The sequence below is a fragment of the Cohnella nanjingensis genome, assembly GCF_014212125.1.
In the GTDB taxonomy this organism is placed as follows: domain Bacteria; phylum Bacillota; class Bacilli; order Paenibacillales; family Paenibacillaceae; genus Cohnella; species Cohnella nanjingensis.
Genome location: NZ_JACJVP010000023.1, coordinates 145488 through 161082, shown reverse-complemented (window position 1 = coordinate 161082; position 15595 = coordinate 145488). Strand labels below are relative to the sequence as shown.

Annotated in this window: 13 protein-coding genes and 1 pseudogene; all 14 read left to right on the top strand. The window is 62.5% G+C overall.

From position 1 onward, the window contains the following. The first annotated feature begins 12 nt into the window (after positions 1-12). On the top strand, positions 13-1032 hold the full coding sequence (locus H7C19_RS13610; RefSeq protein WP_185143195.1) for a polysaccharide pyruvyl transferase family protein: 1020 nt from the start codon (positions 13-15) through the stop codon (positions 1030-1032). Next, entirely contained in the window at positions 980-2050 is a 1071-nt protein-coding gene (locus H7C19_RS34275; protein ID WP_221469239.1) for a glycosyltransferase family 2 protein, read from the top strand. The genes H7C19_RS13610 and H7C19_RS34275 overlap by 53 nt, the downstream gene beginning before the upstream one ends. After that, on the top strand, positions 1941-2726 hold the full coding sequence (locus tag H7C19_RS34760) for a glycosyltransferase family 2 protein (protein WP_313731631.1): 786 nt from the start codon (positions 1941-1943) through the stop codon (positions 2724-2726). Before H7C19_RS34275 ends, H7C19_RS34760 begins: the two co-directional genes overlap by 110 nt. Then, the gene (locus tag H7C19_RS13600) at positions 2723-3811 is read left to right on the top strand and encodes a glycosyltransferase family 4 protein (protein WP_185143194.1); all 1089 of its coding nucleotides are present in this window, start codon (positions 2723-2725) and stop codon (positions 3809-3811) included. The genes H7C19_RS34760 and H7C19_RS13600 overlap by 4 nt, the downstream gene beginning before the upstream one ends. Further along, entirely contained in the window at positions 3808-5004 is a 1197-nt protein-coding gene (locus tag H7C19_RS13595; protein WP_185143193.1) for a glycosyltransferase family 4 protein, read from the top strand. Before H7C19_RS13600 ends, H7C19_RS13595 begins: the two co-directional genes overlap by 4 nt. Then, positions 4961-6223: a hypothetical protein gene (locus H7C19_RS13590; RefSeq protein ID WP_221469238.1), complete on the top strand. Its 1263-nt coding sequence runs from the start codon at positions 4961-4963 to the stop codon at positions 6221-6223. Before H7C19_RS13595 ends, H7C19_RS13590 begins: the two co-directional genes overlap by 44 nt. Further along, positions 6204-7247 (top strand): acyltransferase family protein, encoded by a 1044-nt coding sequence (locus H7C19_RS13585; RefSeq protein WP_185143191.1) that lies wholly within the window; start codon positions 6204-6206, stop codon positions 7245-7247. Before H7C19_RS13590 ends, H7C19_RS13585 begins: the two co-directional genes overlap by 20 nt. A 20-nt stretch (positions 7248-7267) precedes the next feature. Further along, a complete protein-coding gene (locus tag H7C19_RS13580) occupies positions 7268-8539 on the top strand; it encodes a hypothetical protein (protein ID WP_185143190.1) in 1272 nt (423 codons plus the stop codon). Between the two features lie 58 nt (positions 8540-8597). Next, positions 8598-10064, top strand: coding sequence for an MOP flippase family protein (locus tag H7C19_RS13575; protein ID WP_185143189.1), 1467 nt, complete (start codon positions 8598-8600; stop codon positions 10062-10064). Positions 10065-10066: 2 nt separating this feature from the next. After that, positions 10067-11575, top strand: a complete 1509-nt coding sequence (locus tag H7C19_RS13570; RefSeq protein ID WP_185143188.1) for a right-handed parallel beta-helix repeat-containing protein — start codon at positions 10067-10069, stop codon at positions 11573-11575. A gap of 464 nt (positions 11576-12039) precedes the next feature. Then, positions 12040-12930: a UTP--glucose-1-phosphate uridylyltransferase GalU gene (gene galU / locus H7C19_RS13565; protein WP_185143257.1), complete on the top strand. Its 891-nt coding sequence runs from the start codon at positions 12040-12042 to the stop codon at positions 12928-12930. Positions 12931-12942: 12 nt separating this feature from the next. After that, on the top strand, positions 12943-13614 hold the full coding sequence (locus H7C19_RS13560) for a sugar transferase (RefSeq protein WP_246469482.1): 672 nt from the start codon (positions 12943-12945) through the stop codon (positions 13612-13614). A gap of 31 nt (positions 13615-13645) precedes the next feature. Further along, positions 13646-14620, top strand: coding sequence for a GDP-L-fucose synthase (gene fcl / locus H7C19_RS13555; protein ID WP_185143255.1), 975 nt, complete (start codon positions 13646-13648; stop codon positions 14618-14620). Next, positions 14617-15579: pseudogene (gene gmd, locus H7C19_RS13550) on the top strand (GDP-mannose 4,6-dehydratase); the annotation flags it as partial. The gene fcl and the pseudogene gmd, both read left to right, overlap by 4 nt. Positions 15580-15595: the final 16 nt, after the last annotated feature.

Here is a 15595-nt window from a genome sequence, read left to right as displayed (position 1 = left end):
GGGAGGACGGGGATGGATACCCGCGCGCTTCATCCGATGGAAGAGCTGAAGCGGAAGCTCGCGATCGTCAAAGAGCGGATTCCGCCGGGCTCGCAGATCGTGTACTTGGACTATCCGGTCCACGAGAACGTCGGCGATCTGCTGATCATGCTCGGGACGGAAGCCTTCTTCGCGGAGAACGGCATTCGGGTGCGCGGGCGCTATAGCTGCATCAATTACCGAAGCCGCATGCGCATCCCGCCCGGCTGGATCATCGTCTGCCACGGCGGAGGGAACTTCGGGGATCTGTACCCGCGCTATCAAGCGCTCCGGGAGACGGTGGCGCGGCGCTATCCGGACCATCGCATCGTCGTGCTTCCGCAAACCGTTTATTTTCAAGATCCGGAGCGGCAGCGGCATTCGCTGGAAGCGTTGAGCCGGCACAAAGACCTTCATCTCTACGTGCGGGACGAGGTCTCGTACGAAGCGGTGAAGGGCCATTTGGCCAACGTCTATCTATCGCCCGATATGGCCCATCAGCTCTATCCGATCCGGGCGGAGGGCGCGGGCGACCGGGTGCTGGGCCTGCTGCGGACCGACGGGGAAGCGGCGGCCGCGGACACGGCCGGCTACGGGCTGGACCGCATCGCCGACTGGCCGGAGCTGCTGTCCCGCGGGGAGAAGCTGGCGCTGCGCTGGCTGGTCAGAGCCTTCTCGCTCGACCGGCGGCTCGGCAACGCGCTGCCGCTCCGTCCCTTATGGTACCGCTATGCGCGCCGTTTGGTCGGCAAGGCTGTCCGCCTCTACGCGGACAGCGGACGCATCGTCACCTCCAGGCTGCACGGCCATCTGCTGGCTTGCTTGATGAACAAGCCGAACGTGCTGCTCGACAACAGCTACGGCAAGAACGGCAGCTATTACCGCTTATGGACGCGCCGGCTGGAGCACGCGGCTTCGGCCGTCTCCCCGGCGGCAGCGAACGGAGAGGAGAAGGGCGCGAATGAGCTTGAGACATGGCGTGACGCTCGCGATCTGTACGCGCAATCGACTTGACGATCTGCTCCGGTGCATCGCCTCCGTCATTCGGCAGGCGCCGGACTTTCCGGTCGAGGTTCTCTTGATCGACGACGGCGACATGCCGGAGCCGCTGATCGCCAGCCTTCGAAGGGAGCTCGGCCATCCGCCCTTCCGGTTCGCCTACCGTCGGAAGCAACAACCCGGGCTGCTCCTCTCTCGCATCGAGGCCGTCCGGCTTGCGTCTTGCGACTACGTGCTGTTCGTCGACGACGATGCGGAGCTGGAGGACGGCTACCTGGCGCGTCTCGCGGAGACGTACGACAGGCACCCGGACGCGGCGGGCATCGGCGGGATCGACGCGGCGCTGCGCGGCAGCTTCAAGTGGGACCTGTTCACCCGCCTCATCCTCTACGATTCGGGCCGTCCGGGCCGGCTGTCGCCGAGCGGCTGCGGCGGTTCGATGACCCGATGGAGCGCGCAGAGCGAGCCGTTCCCGTCGGAATACGTGCTGGGCTGCAACATGTCGTTCCGCAAAAGCGCGCTGGCGGGACTGCCGCACGCCGAGTGGCTGACCGGCTACAGCCTCGGAGAGGATTTGTACCTGGCCGCCTGGGCCCGCCGGACGGGAGAGATCTGGATCGATCCGCGGCTGCGGGTCCGCCATCATCACGCTCGGACGGCCAGGGACAAGGAAGCGGCGGTCGCCTACACCGAAGTCGCGAACCACTATCATCTGCTGCGATGGAGAGGGGCCGCGGCATGGCGGTTCGGCGCGCTGCTCTGGACTTCCTTCGGCCTGCTCGGCAGGTCGCTGGTCAAGCGGTCGCTGCGGGGGAAGGCGTCCGGTTACGCGCGGGGGATCCGATTCGTCCTCGCCGAAGATTGGAGGAGGTTGTTCCGTGAAAGTATCTCTGATCTTGGCGACGGTGGAACGCTACGCCGAGGTGGAGGCGTTCCTGGAGAAGCTGGACCTGCAAACGCACAGGGACTTCGAGCTGATCCTGGTCGACCAGAACGAAGACGAGCGGCTCCTTCCGCTGATTCGGAAGTATGAATCCCGCTTTCCCCTTCTCCGGCTGCGATCGGAGCGGGGGCTGTCCCGTGCGCGGAACGTCGGCATCCGGCGCGTCACCGGGGACATCGTCACCTTTCCCGACGACGACTGCTGGTACGACCCCGGCGTCCTGGCGCAGGCGGTAGCGCTGTTCGACCGGCATCCGGCTTGGGATATCGTCACGGGAAGATCGGTGGACGCCGGGGGACGCGACGCGAACGGCAAGTTCGATCTCTCCGAAGGCTACGTCGACAAGCGCAACGTCTGGCGGCGGGCGGTGTCGTTCACGATCTTCCTGCGCCGGGCGGCGGTGGAGCGGATCGGCGACTTCGACGAAGAGATCGGCGTCGGCGCGAGCTCCATCTATCTCTCCGGCGAAGAGACCGACTACCTGCTGCGGGCGCTGGACCATTGCAAGGTTTACTACTACCCGAACTTTACGGTAAACCATCCGAATCCGCTGCTGCATTACACGCCGCAGATCATCAACCGGGCGTACCGGTACGGCTGCGGGTTCGGCAAGGTCGTCCGGAAGCACAATTACACGATCCGATTCAAAGCCGCCGCGCTGGCCAGACCGTTCATCGGCATGATGATCTTCTGCACGGCCGGGCAATTCCCGAAGTCCCAGTATTATTGGAACTCTTTCAAGGGACGATTGAGAGGTATGCTATGAACGTCTATGTCAACGCACGGTTCCTGTCGCAGCCGATCACGGGCGTTCAGCGTTACGCGGTCGAACTGGTCAAGCAATGGGACCGTCTCCTCGACGAAGGGGAGATCGATCCCGGACGCTGCCGATTCACCCTGCTCGCGCCGCCGAACATCCTGCACGAACCCGAGCTTCGCCGGATGAAGATCGAGCGGGTCGGGAGGCTGAAGGGCCACGCCTGGGAGCAGTTCGTGCTGCCGTACCGGGCGAGGGACGGCCTGCTCGTGAACCTCTGCAATACCGGTCCCTTGGCGGCGCGGGACCAGATCGCGACGATTCACGACACGGCGGTCTACGAACATCCCGCCTCGTTTACGTTCGCTTTTCGCAACGCCTACAAGATCATCCAGAACGGCCTCGGCAGACGGGCGCGGAAGATCATCACCGTCTCCCAATTCTCCAAGTCCCAGCTCATGCAGCATTGCCGCGTGAAGGAGCACAAGATTCATGTCGTATCGCTGGGCAAGGAGCATATGCAGGAGGTTCAAGCGGACGCGGGCGTCTATGCGAGACACGGCTTGAAGCCCAAAGCCTACATCTTGGCCGTCAGCAGCATGAACCCGTACAAGAACTTCGCCGGCATCGCGCGGGCCATCGAACTGCTGGGGGAGCGGGATTACGAGATCGTCATCGCCGGCGCCAGGAATGCCAAGGTGTTCGGGCCGATGGACATGCGGGGAGCGGAGAAGATCAAGTGGGTCGGCTATGTGACGGACGAAGAGCTAAAGGCGCTGTTCGAAGGGGCCGCCTGCTTCGTCTTCCCCTCCTACTACGAAGGCTTCGGACTGCCGCCGCTCGAAGCGATGGCGTGCGGGGCGCCGATTCTCGTATCGGCGGCCGCATCGATGCCGGAGGTATGCGGGGACGCCGGCTTGTACTTCGATCCGCACGATCCCGGGGATATCGCGCGTACGATCGAGATGGCGATGGGAGACGCCGAGCTGCGCCAGTCGCTTCGGGAGAGCGGGTACCGGCGCGCGGCCGCGTTCAGCTGGGACCGCTGCGCGCGTCAGACGCTAGATGTCATTAAGGAGGCGGTTCAGCGATGAAAGTGGCCATTGTCCATGATTGGCTCGTCGTCTACGCGGGCGCGGAGAAGGTGCTCGAGCAGCTGCTCCTGCTTTATCCCGACGCCGATCTCTTCAGCATCGTCGACTTCCTCCCCGACCAGCATCGCCACTTTATCTGCCACAAGCCGGTCCGCACTTCATTCATTCAGAATTTGCCGTTCGCCCGCACGAAGTTCCGCCACTACCTCGCGCTCATGCCGCTCGCGATCGAGCAGTTCAACCTGGCGGGATACGACCTCATCCTCTCCAGCTCCTACGCGGTGGCCAAGGGCGTCATTACCGGCCCCGATCAGCTGCATATCTCGTACGTACATACGCCGATTCGGTACGCTTGGGATCTGCAGCACCAGTACTTGAACGAATCCGGCTTGACCCGGGGGCTGAAGGGCGGCGCGGCCAAGTGGATGCTGCACCGGATGCGGATGTGGGATGCGCGGACGGCGAACGGCGTGAACGCGATCGTAGCCAACTCCAGGTATATCGCCAGACGCATCTGGAAAGTGTACCGGCGCGAAGCTACCGTCATCTACCCGCCCGTCCATGTCGATCAATTCACGCTGTGCGACCGGAAGGAGGACTATTATTTAACGGCTTCCCGCATGGTTCCCTACAAGAAGATCGATCTGATCGTCGAAGCGTTCTCCGCCATGCCGGACAAGAAGCTGATCGTCATCGGCGACGGACCGGAGTTCGCCAAGATCAAGGCCAAGGCCAAGCCCAACGTCACGCTGCTCGGGTATCAACCCGCCGAGACGCTGCGCCGGCATATGCAGCAGGCGCGGGCGTTCGTCTTCGCGGCGGAGGAAGACTTCGGCATCGCTCCCGTCGAAGCGCAATCGTGCGGAACGCCGGTGATCGCGTACGCCAAGGGAGGCGCGCTGGAGACGGTCCGGGGGCTGGACCGCGAAGAGCCGACGGGGGTCTTTTTCGAGCGGCAGACGGCCGAGGCGCTGATCGGCGCCGTCGAGGCGTTCGAGACGAACGAGCACCGGATCCAATACCGCAGCTGCCGGGCCAACGCGATGCGCTTCTCGGACGCCGAGTTCCGCGAGCGGTTCGCCCGGTACGTCGATGACCAGATCGTCAAGTTCACCCTTAACGGCGGAGATGGTTCTTATGAATATGAGGATGTTAAATCCCAGGCTGCTGTTGGTTCTAGTCGTTACCGTTAGCACGGCGGTCTGGATCTTCTACAAGCCCTTGTTCGCTTACGAGAAGTACGTTTCCGCGAACGCCATGTTCAACTATCTGCTCTTCTACGCGCTCATTTTCGTCTGCTGCTTTTTCACGGAGAAGCTCAGTCTCGCCCGTCCCGGGGAGGCGCCGCTGGATCGGTTCAGACGCGCGCACGAGAAGGGGAACGCGCTCCGGCGCGAAGCGGTCGCGCTCGCGGCCGTCGCCTTCGCGGCGCAGCTGCTCTGGATCGCCCGCATCGTGGCCTATGCAGGAGCCGGGCCCGTCTTCCGGCTGGTCTTCGTCGAGCAGAACATTCTGAAGTTCAAGGAGCAGATCGTGAACGTCACGGGCATCTCGGGCGTCACGACGCTGACGCAGCTCGGCATGCTCGCCTCGTCCCTGTACGCGATACATGTGTTCGGGCTGAAGCGCAAGGGGAGCGTCTGGCTGTGGGCGTTCATCCTGTTCCCCGGCACGCTGCGCGGGCTGCTGTTCTCCGAACGGATCGCGCTGCTCGAAGTGATCGTCCCGATCGTCGTCGTCGCCGTGCTGTTCGGGCGCATCCGGGTCACGTTGACCAAGGTCGTGCTGGCGGTCGCCGCCGTCGTCCTGTTCTTCTCCGCGGCCGAGGGATTGCGCAGCTACCAATTCTACGCCAAGAACGGCTTCGCGCAGGAGGGCGTATACGGGTATGGGCTCGGCCGGTTCCTGGACTATATCAGCTCCAGCGTCAATCATTCGATGGCGATGGTGGACTTGTCCGGGAGGACGTTCGGCTTTCCTACGCTGCTGTTCAACGGATGGATCAACTTTCTCTACACGGTGGTGCCGGAATCCGCGGTCCGCTCCTTCCTCCATATGAACGACGCCCTGCAAGCCTACAAGAACGTCAAAGCCAGTCCCTACTCGGCGGCGGATTATACGAACATGGGCTACTTCGGCGAGATCTTCGCGGACGTCGGCTACCTGTACGTCGTCTATGCCGTCCTCTACGGTTGGTTCCTCGGCATGGCGTTCAAGGGCGTCCGGCAGTACGAGGTCGGCTGGATGATGATCTACCCGACGGTCTTCTTCTCGCTCCTGGAGAGCTACCGCGTCCACTACCTGTTCGACAACCGGGTGTTCTACCCGCTGCTCTATCTCGTCTTGCGTTACTTGTTCCTATCCTTCCAACAAAGCCGAGGGAGGCCGCTGTATGCCGCCAAGACGCATTGACTGGCTGGACGTCGCCAAAGGAATCGGCATTCTCCTCGTCGTCCTGGGCCATACGGGCTCCACGTCCCGCGCGGCGACGAATTACGTCTTCTCGTTCCATATGCCGCTCTTCTTCGTCATCTCGGGCTATTTGTTCACGGCCGGGAAGTACGACTTCAAGACGTATGCGGCGAGAAAAACGAAGTCGCTGCTCGTCCCCTATCTCGTCTTCGCCGTCCTGAGTTACGGGTTCTGGCTGGGAGCGGGCCGAAAGTTCGGGGCCGACGCCGATCTGGACATTCCGCTGCTGCAACCGCTGCTCGGTATCTTCTACGCGAACGGACACGGGCATTGGCTGATCTTCAATACGCCGCTCTGGTTCCTCCCGTGCCTGTTCCTCGTCGAGATCGGATTTTTCGGCCTATCCAAGCTTATCCGCCGGGAGCGCTATCTGTGGCTTGCGCTCCTCGCGCTGTCGGCCGCCGGCTATCTCGACAGCTTGTACATGCCGGTTCGCCTGCCTTGGGGCGCGGACGTGGCGCTAACGGCGATCGTCTTCTACGGCATCGGCCACTTGGCCAAGCGCCACGCGCATTCGCTTGACGCGTTCTCCGCCGCGCCCGTGCGGGCGGCCGCGCTGGCCGCCTGCGCGCTGGCCGGGTATTTCCTCAGCGAGGCCAACGGGAGAGTCGACATGAACCTGAACCGCTACGGCAACTATGTCTACTTCTATCTGGCGGCGTTCGCCGGGGTAGCGGCCCTGTTCCTCCTGGCGCAGTTCGTTCGCCGGTCGGGCGCGCTGCGGTTCCTGGGGGAGAACTCGCTGTTCATCATGGCGACGCATATGCTCCTGCTGTCCTTCGTCAAAGCGATCGTGGTCTACGTCTTGCATCTGGCGCTGGCGGATACCCGAACGGCCGCGTGGGCGATCGCCTATGCCGCCGGGGTGCTGCTCGTCGCCAGTCCGCTGGTGTACGTCGCGAACCGCTACTTCGGGTTCGCCATCGGGAAGAGCGGGAGCGGGAAGCCATCGCTTCCGGTTTGAATCTCATAGGAGGGATACGCATGACGACGGCAGATTACCGGATCGAAGTCCGCAAAGTCGAGGTCTCAGCCCATCGCAGGATTCAATACGAAGTCGCCTACGGCGCCAAGGTCAGCCGGTTCTTCTCGGGAGAGCCGTTCTTCGTCGAGTACGACCGCGATATCGTCGGCGTGCCCGAAGGCATTCTGGTCATCCCCTTGCTGGCGAATCTCTGCCCGGTCGCCTGGATCGCGGGAGCGGACGTCTACGTGGAGCGGCTCGACCGGGGATTCTACGAGAGCCTCCGGCAGGCGAGGGCCTCGTTCGCGAAGCTGTATCCCCGTCTGAGGTTCGGCGGGGAGCTTCACGTGGGGCAATTGACGGACGATCCGGCGCCCGAGTCGCCCGAGCGTTCGGCGGCTTTCTTCAGCGGAGGCGTCGACTCGCTCGGCACCTTCATTCGCAAGAAGGATGAGAAACCGTACTTCATCACCATCTGGGGCGGAGATATCGGCTTCGGCTATCCGCAGATCTGGCACGAGGTCCAATGGTACAACGAGATGTTCGGACGGTTGAACGGCATCGAGAGCCTGTTCGTCAAGTCGAGCCTCCGCACGTTCCTGAACGAGGAGCTGATCGCCTTCAACTACGGGCGTTTCACGCACGGCTGGTGGCCGGGCATCCAGCACGGCATCGGCATGGTCGGCCTGTGCGCGCCGCTCGCCTACCGGCTCGGCATTCGCCGGCTGTACGTCCCGTCGGCGCTGCCCCCGAAGCTGGCGGAGGCGATCCCGGACGGCTCGAACACGATGATCAACAACCGGATTCAGTGGGCCGGGACGCGGGTGCAGCTCGAAGGGGAGGAGCTGACCCGCCAGGACAAGGTCGGCTTGATCGCGGATTACATCCGCGCGACCGGCCAAAAGTTGAATATCCGCGTCTGCTGGTCGAATCAGTCGTACGGCAACTGCTGCCGCTGCGAGAAGTGCCTCCGGACGGCGTCCGCGCTCGCCGCCGAAGGGATCGATCCGCGGGAGGCCGGGTTCCCGGTGCGCGAAGATACCTTTGTCTACTTAAGGGAGCAGCTTCCGCAGTGGCTGCCGTCCAACGCTCTCCGGGTGGAGTATTGGTCCGAGATCCGCGACCGCGGCATCGCGAACCGGGCGTCCCTCCGCGAGGAGGACCGGGCGTTCTTCGAATGGCTGCAGCGGCTGGACCTGCCGGCGTTCAAGAAGAAGCGAAGCGTCATGAAGACGCTCAAGGATCTCATCCCCCATCCGCTGTTCCTCTATATCAAGAAGAAAATCATCTGACTTCCGGCGTCCGGGAATTCCGGGCTCCGCGATCGCGGATGAAGAATGAGGGTAGCCTATGTCGTTAAGAGTACGAGGAATAAACGCGGCCAAGTGGTCGAGTCTCGCCACGGCGGTCTCCACCGTCATTCAGCTGGCCCAAGTGGTGACGATCTCCCGGATGCTCTCTCCGGAAGACTACGGACTCATCAGCATGATCATGGTCGTCGTCATGGTCGCGATCGCGATGAGCGACTTCGGGATCTCCAACGCCATCATCCATCGTCAGCGCGTGACGAAGAACGAGCTCTCCAGCCTGTATCTGCTGAACCTGGGCGCAGGCGCGGCGATCGCCCTCGCGGTGTGGCTGCTCGCTCCCGTCGCGGCCTATTACTATCAGGAGCCTCAGCTGGTCGGCCCCATGAGGTGGATGGCGCTGCTCTGCTTCTTCCCCGCGATCGGGCAGCAGTTCCAGGTGCTCTTCCAAAAGGAGCTGCGCTTCGCGTATTTGGCCAAGGTGGACATCGCCTCCTACGCCGTAGGCTTCGCGACCGTCTTCATCGGCGCCTACCTGGGCTTCGGCGTCTACGCGCTCGTCGGATCCTACTTGGCGAACGCCCTGTTCAAGGCGCTGTGCCTCGCGGTCGCGGGGTGGCGCATCTGGCCGCCGGGCTTGCGCTTGCGCATGGAGGATCTCAAAGGGTATCTCAGCTTCGGGGTCTATCAGATGGGGTCGGGCATGATTCAGTCGTTCATGACCAATATCGACTATCTCATCCTGGGGCCGATGATCGGCGCGGAGAAGCTGGGCTACTATACGTTCGCCTACCAGCTGTGCATCATGCCGATGCAGAAGCTGAGCCCGCTCGTCTCCCAGATCTCTCTGCCGCTGCTCGCGAAGATCCAAGACCAATCCTCGCTGCTCCGCAAGGGCTATCTGCAGATCACGGAGATGATCAGCTACGTGACGGGTCCGATCTATCTGGGATTGGCGGTGACGGCGCCGTATCTCGTTCCGTTCGCCTTCGGCAAGCAATGGACGGACAGCATTCTGATGGTTCAGATTCTCGCCATCATGTTCCTGGTCCGCTCCGCGGTCATCCCGACGCACAGCCTGCTCCTCGCGATCGGCCGGGCGAACACGCGATTCTACTATTCGATCCTGTGCTTCGCGATTCTGTTGCCGTCCCTGTGGCTGGGCGCCCGGCTGAACGGCGCGCTCGGCGTCGCCTACGCTTACTTGATCGCGCAAGCGTTGATCGTGCTGGTGAACTATTACCAGTCGATCCGAATCGCCATCGGGAATTGCTTCGCGGCATACTGCCGCAGCATGATGCCCGGCGTCCTCTACAGCACGCTGATGGCGATCGGGGTATTCGCGCTCGGCGCGGCGGTGAGCCGCCTCGATTCCGATCTGCTCATCGTCGCCCTGCAGCTGGCCTTCGGGGTGGTTCTGTACGGGGCCTTGATCTACGGCTTTAACCGCAGCTTGGTCCAGGACGTCAAGCAGCGGCTGCGCGCCAGGCCATTCAAGAAAGGGACGTGACCATGAACCTCCGTCAAGGAAGATCCCTGCGAAGCGGACGAACGGCCTGGAGCGCGTATCTCTACGGGACGCTGGCCTTCCTCGCGATCGCCGCCGCGGCGGCCGCGGCTTACGCCTACTTCGATCGCTCCCGTCTCTCCCCCGGGGAGGGGCGGGAGCAGCTCTCGTACGCACCGGACCTCTCGCGCATCCAGCCGAACGCGCTGCCGGTCGTCTCCGTGGACGACAAGACCGCCCAGAAGTTCGTCGTGACCGCATACGGGGCCAGAGGCAACGGCAAAGCCGACGATACGGCGGCCATCCAAGCTGCGGTCGACAAGGCGGGCGCGAGCGGCGGGGGCGTCGTCTACCTGCCTAAGGGCGTCTATCTCGTAAGCAATACCATCGTGCTGAAGAAGAACAACGTCGTGCTCGAAGGCGTCGGATGGGAAGCGGAACTGCGCATGACGAAGCATCCGCTGCGGGTCGTCGAGATCCGCGGCGGCGTCCGCAACGGCGTCCGCAATCTGCAGATCTCGCTAGGGGCGAAGGGCGGCGTGCGCAACGATCAGGACGAAGGCATCTACGTCTCGACGAAGGCGTCCGAATTCCTCATCGAGAAGGTGCTGGGCAACGCCAAAGGGATCATGGTCCGGGGGCAGGTGCGCAACGGCATCATCCGGAACAATACGATCCGCGATACGCTGGCGGACGGCATCCATATTACGGGCGGTTCTACGGATATTCTGATCGAGAACAATACGCTGTCCGGCACGGGCGACGACGCGATCGCCGTGGTGAGCTACAAGCAGCAGGGCCTGGCCTGCGAACGGATCACGATCAAGGGGAACAAGATCGCGCAGTCGGCGTCGCGGGGAATCGCCCATGCGGGCGGCAATCAGGTCGACATCCTCGACAACGCGATCGAAGACACGTCGTCCAGCGGCATCCTCGTCGTGCAGGATACCCACTACGATACGTTCCCCGCGAGCCGGACCCTCGTCCGGGGCAATCGCGTGACGCGCGCGGGCTCCCGCAATGCCAAGGTGGGCAATCCGTTCGGCATCGAGATCGCGAAGGGGGCGAGCGAAGTGTCCATCATCGGCAACAGCGTGACGGAGAGCGCCGGGCGGGGCTTAAGCGTGACGGCCGACGAGACGCTGATCCACGACAACACGGTCGCGAAGAGCCGGGGCTCCGGACTCGACCTGCAAGCCGACGGCTGCACGGTGACGAACAACCGGTTCGAGGAGAACGGCGAGTATGGCCTCGTGGCGACGAACGGGCATCGGCTCGTGATTTGGGGCAACCGCTTACAGGACAACAATGCCGATGCGCGGCCGAACGTCGACAATCTGCTGCTCCAGAATTGCGACGATGCGACGGTCGTGAACAACGAGTCCGTCGAGACGAGGAATCCGGCGCGCGTGGAGCGGTCTTACGAGGTCACCGGAACGTGCGCCCGGCTCGTCTTCGACCGCAACGTCACGACAGGCACGATGTCCAGCGAGCAAGTATCCTGCAAGGCCTAGCGTCCATGAGGCGAATGACGCGCCGGGTTGACGAATAGACCGCGGCATGCCGGGCAAGGGGACCTTCGCGAAGAAGGTTTTTTTGTTGGGTGAACCGGGCGGGAATCCGGGCATAGACGGAGAGCCCTATCTTCGCGCGTTCAAGCGTTGGCGATCCGCGTTTTGTCGCAGCTGTCGAATGAATGCGGTTGCTGCCGGCAAACCCGGTTATTTCAATACAATATGGAGCATATCGTTTGAAAAAACGCTTGACATGATACAAAATGTATCTTATTGTAAGGAGTGTATTCGATACATAGTGTAGCAATAGGGTGACTTGAGTCCCATCCAATAATCGCGGAACAAGCGGAGCCGCAGACGATTCTCCTCCGGACGATTCCCGCGGGGACGAACGTTTGTTAAGCGCCGCTTCAGGTATATAAAAGTTCCGAGAATCATTCAAGGGATAGGTGATGGAGATGGAGATGCGCAAGGTTCGCAAGGCGATCATCCCGGCTGCGGGGCTAGGAACCCGTTTCCTTCCGGCAACCAAAGCGATGCCGAAGGAAATGCTGCCGCTGGTGGACAAACCCACCATTCAGTACATCGTGGAAGAAGCGGTAGCGGCCGGAATCGAAGACATTCTGATCGTGACCGGCAAAGGCAAACGCGCCATCGAAGACCACTTCGATTCCGCGTTCGAGCTGGAACAGAACCTGCTCGGCAAAGGCAAGCTGGAACTGCTCCGGGAGGTCCAGCACCCTTCGAAGATGGTCGACATTCACTACATCCGGCAAAAAGAGCCGCGCGGCCTCGGGCACGCCGTATGGTGCGCGCGCAAGTTCATCGGCGACGAGCCGTTCGCGGTGCTGCTCGGCGACGATATCGTGCGGGCCGAGGTTCCCTGCATCGGTCAGCTCATGAACCAATTCGAACGCACGCAGAGCTCGATCGTGGGCGTTCAGACGGTACCGGACCAGGACGTTCACCGGTACGGCATCATCGATCCCTATCAGCAGATGGGCCGTCTGTACGGCGTGAACCACTTCGTGGAGAAGCCGGAACGCGCGCAAGCGCCCTCGAACTTGGCGATCATGGGCCGATACGTCTTGACGCCGCGAATCTTCGAGTTCCTGGAACGGATGGATATCGGCGCGGGCGGCGAAGTGCAGCTGACCGACGCCATCCAGAAGCTCAACGAGGTCGAGGACGTGTACGCTTATCAATTCGAAGGCGTCCGCTACGACGTCGGCGAGAAGCTCGGCTTCATCCTCACGTCGCTGGAGTTCGCCCTGGATCACGCGGAGCTGCGCAATCCGCTGCTCCGTCAGATGGAACAGCTGTTGTCGCAATATCACCGCAACGTTGTCGGGTAGGGGTGAACGGCGATGAGCATGCCCTTGCGCGAATTGGAGTTGGAAGTACAGCGGCAGCGCGCCCAAGAACCGTCCCTGGACCGGACAGAGTGGAGCAAGCGGGCTTTTGATATCGTCATGGTCTTGGTCGGCATCGTCCTGGTCTCGCCGATCATGCTGGCCACGGCGCTCATGATCAAGCTGGAAGATCCGCGCGGACCGATCCTCTTCAGCCAGACCCGGATCGGCAAGAACGGCCGGATGTTCAAGATGTACAAATTCCGCTCGATGGTGACGAACGCGGAGGAGCTGTTCCAAGAGCTGGCCGCGACGAACGAAGTGAGCGGAGCGATGTTCAAGATGCGGGACGACCCCCGCGTCACGCGCGTCGGCAAGTTCATCCGCAAGACGAGCATCGACGAGCTGCCTCAGTTCTTCAACGTGCTCCGGGGCGAGATGAGCCTGGTCGGGCCGAGACCGCCGCTGCTGCGGGAAGTGGCTCTGTATCGCGAGCGCGATTTTCAGCGGTTGACCGTCGTCCCCGGCTGCACCGGACTGTGGCAGGTGAGCGGGCGCAGCACCGTCGGCTTCGAAGAGATGGTGGAGCTGGATCTGGCGTACATCCGCAAGCGCGGCTTCTGGTACGACCTGCGGATCATCGCGCGCACGTTATGGGTGATGGTCCGATCCCGCAACGCGTTCTGATTGACTACGACGGACAGGTGAGGAATGCATGATGGACAAATTCGCGAATATATTCGTCGCGGGGCACCGGGGATTGGTCGGTTCGGCCATCCTGCGGGCGCTGACGCGAGAGGGCTTCCGAAAAGTGGTCTGCCGGACCTCGGCCGAGCTGGACCTGCGGGAAACGGCGGACGTCCGCCGGTTTTTCGAAGAACGGCGCTTCGATTACGTATTTCTCGCCGCGGCCAAGGTGGGCGGCATCGTCGCGAACAACGACTATCCCGCCGACTTCATCCGCGACAACTTGATGATCCAGACGAACGTCATCGAGGCCTCCCGCCGAACGGGCGTCGGCAAGCTGCTCTTCCTCGGCAGCACGTGCATCTACCCCAAGCTGGCGCCGCAGCCGCTCCGGGAATCGTATCTCCTGACCGGGGCGCTCGAGCCGACCAACGAGCCCTACGCGATCGCCAAAATCGCCGGCATCAAGATGTGCCAATCCTACAACCGGCAATACGGCACGAATTATATCTCCGTCATGCCGACCAATCTGTACGGGCCTCACGACAACTTCGACTTCGCGCAATCCCATGTCCTGCCCGCCCTCATTCGCAAGTTCCATGAAGCCAAGCTGCAAGATTCGCCTTACGTCACGGTCTGGGGCACGGGCACGCCCCGACGGGAGTTCCTGCATGCGGACGACTTGGCCGATGCGTGCCTGTTCCTCATGGATCGCTACGACGCCGGCGACATCATCAACGTGGGCACCGGAGAGGACCTGCCGATCTCGGAGCTGGCTTCGCGCGTCGCGAGCGTCGTCGGCTATCGCGGCGACATCCGATACGATACGCAGAAGCCGGACGGGACGCCCCGCAAGCTGGTGGACGTGTCGAAGCTGACCGCGCTTGGCTGGACTGCGCGGACCGGTCTGGACGACGGTCTGCGCCGCACATATGAATGGTATTTGCAAAATTCGGCTGAGGCTTCGTCACGTTACGGGCTTCCGGAGAGGCAGGGGTCAAGATGAAAAGCGCGCTTATTACGGGAACGACCGGTCAGGACGGATCTTATCTGGCGGAATGGCTGCTCAGGCAGGGATACAAAGTCTACGGCCTGAGGCGGCGCACGAGCTCGCCGAACTTCGACAACGTAGAGGCGATCAAGGACGAGATCGAATGGCTGTCCGGGGACCTGACGGACCTGGCGTCGCTCATCGGCGCCGTCCAGCAGTCCCGGCCGGACGAAGTCTACAATCTCGGGGCGCAATCGTTCGTCGAGACCTCCTGGCCGCAGCCGCTGCTGACCGGCCAGATCACGGCGATCGGCGTGACGAACATGCTCGAAGCGGTGCGGATCGCCCAGCCCGGCGCGAAGTTCTACCAGGCGTCGAGCAGCGAGATGTTCGGCAAGGTGCAGGAGACCCCGCAGACGGAGACGACGCCGTTCTACCCGCGAAGCCCGTACGGCGCGGCCAAAGTGTTCGGGCATTGGATTACGGTGAATTACCGGGAGAGCTTCGACATGTTCGCCTGCTCGGGCATCCTCTTCAACCACGAGTCCCCGCGCCGGGGCATCGAGTTCGTCACCCGCAAGGTGACCGACGGCGTCGCCCGGATCAAGCAGGGACTGCAGCACGAGCTTCGCATGGGCAATCTGGACGCGAAGCGGGATTGGGGCTTCGCGGGCGACTACGTCAAGGCGATGTGGCTCATGCTCCAGCAGGAACGGGCGGACGACTTCGTCATCTCGACCGGGGAGACGCGCACGGTCCGGGAGCTGCTGGAGGTCGCGTTCGGCCATGTGGGCTTGAACTACGAGGACCATGTCGTCATCGATCCGAAGTTCTTCCGTCCCGCCGAGGTCGACTTGCTGCTCGGGGATTGCACCAAAGCGAGGCAGGTGCTCGGCTGGAGGCCGGAAGTGAGCTTCGAACAGATGATCGGGATGATGGTCGATGCGGATATGCAGAAGGTGGAATGGGAAGCGGGCCGGGGGCAGAGCA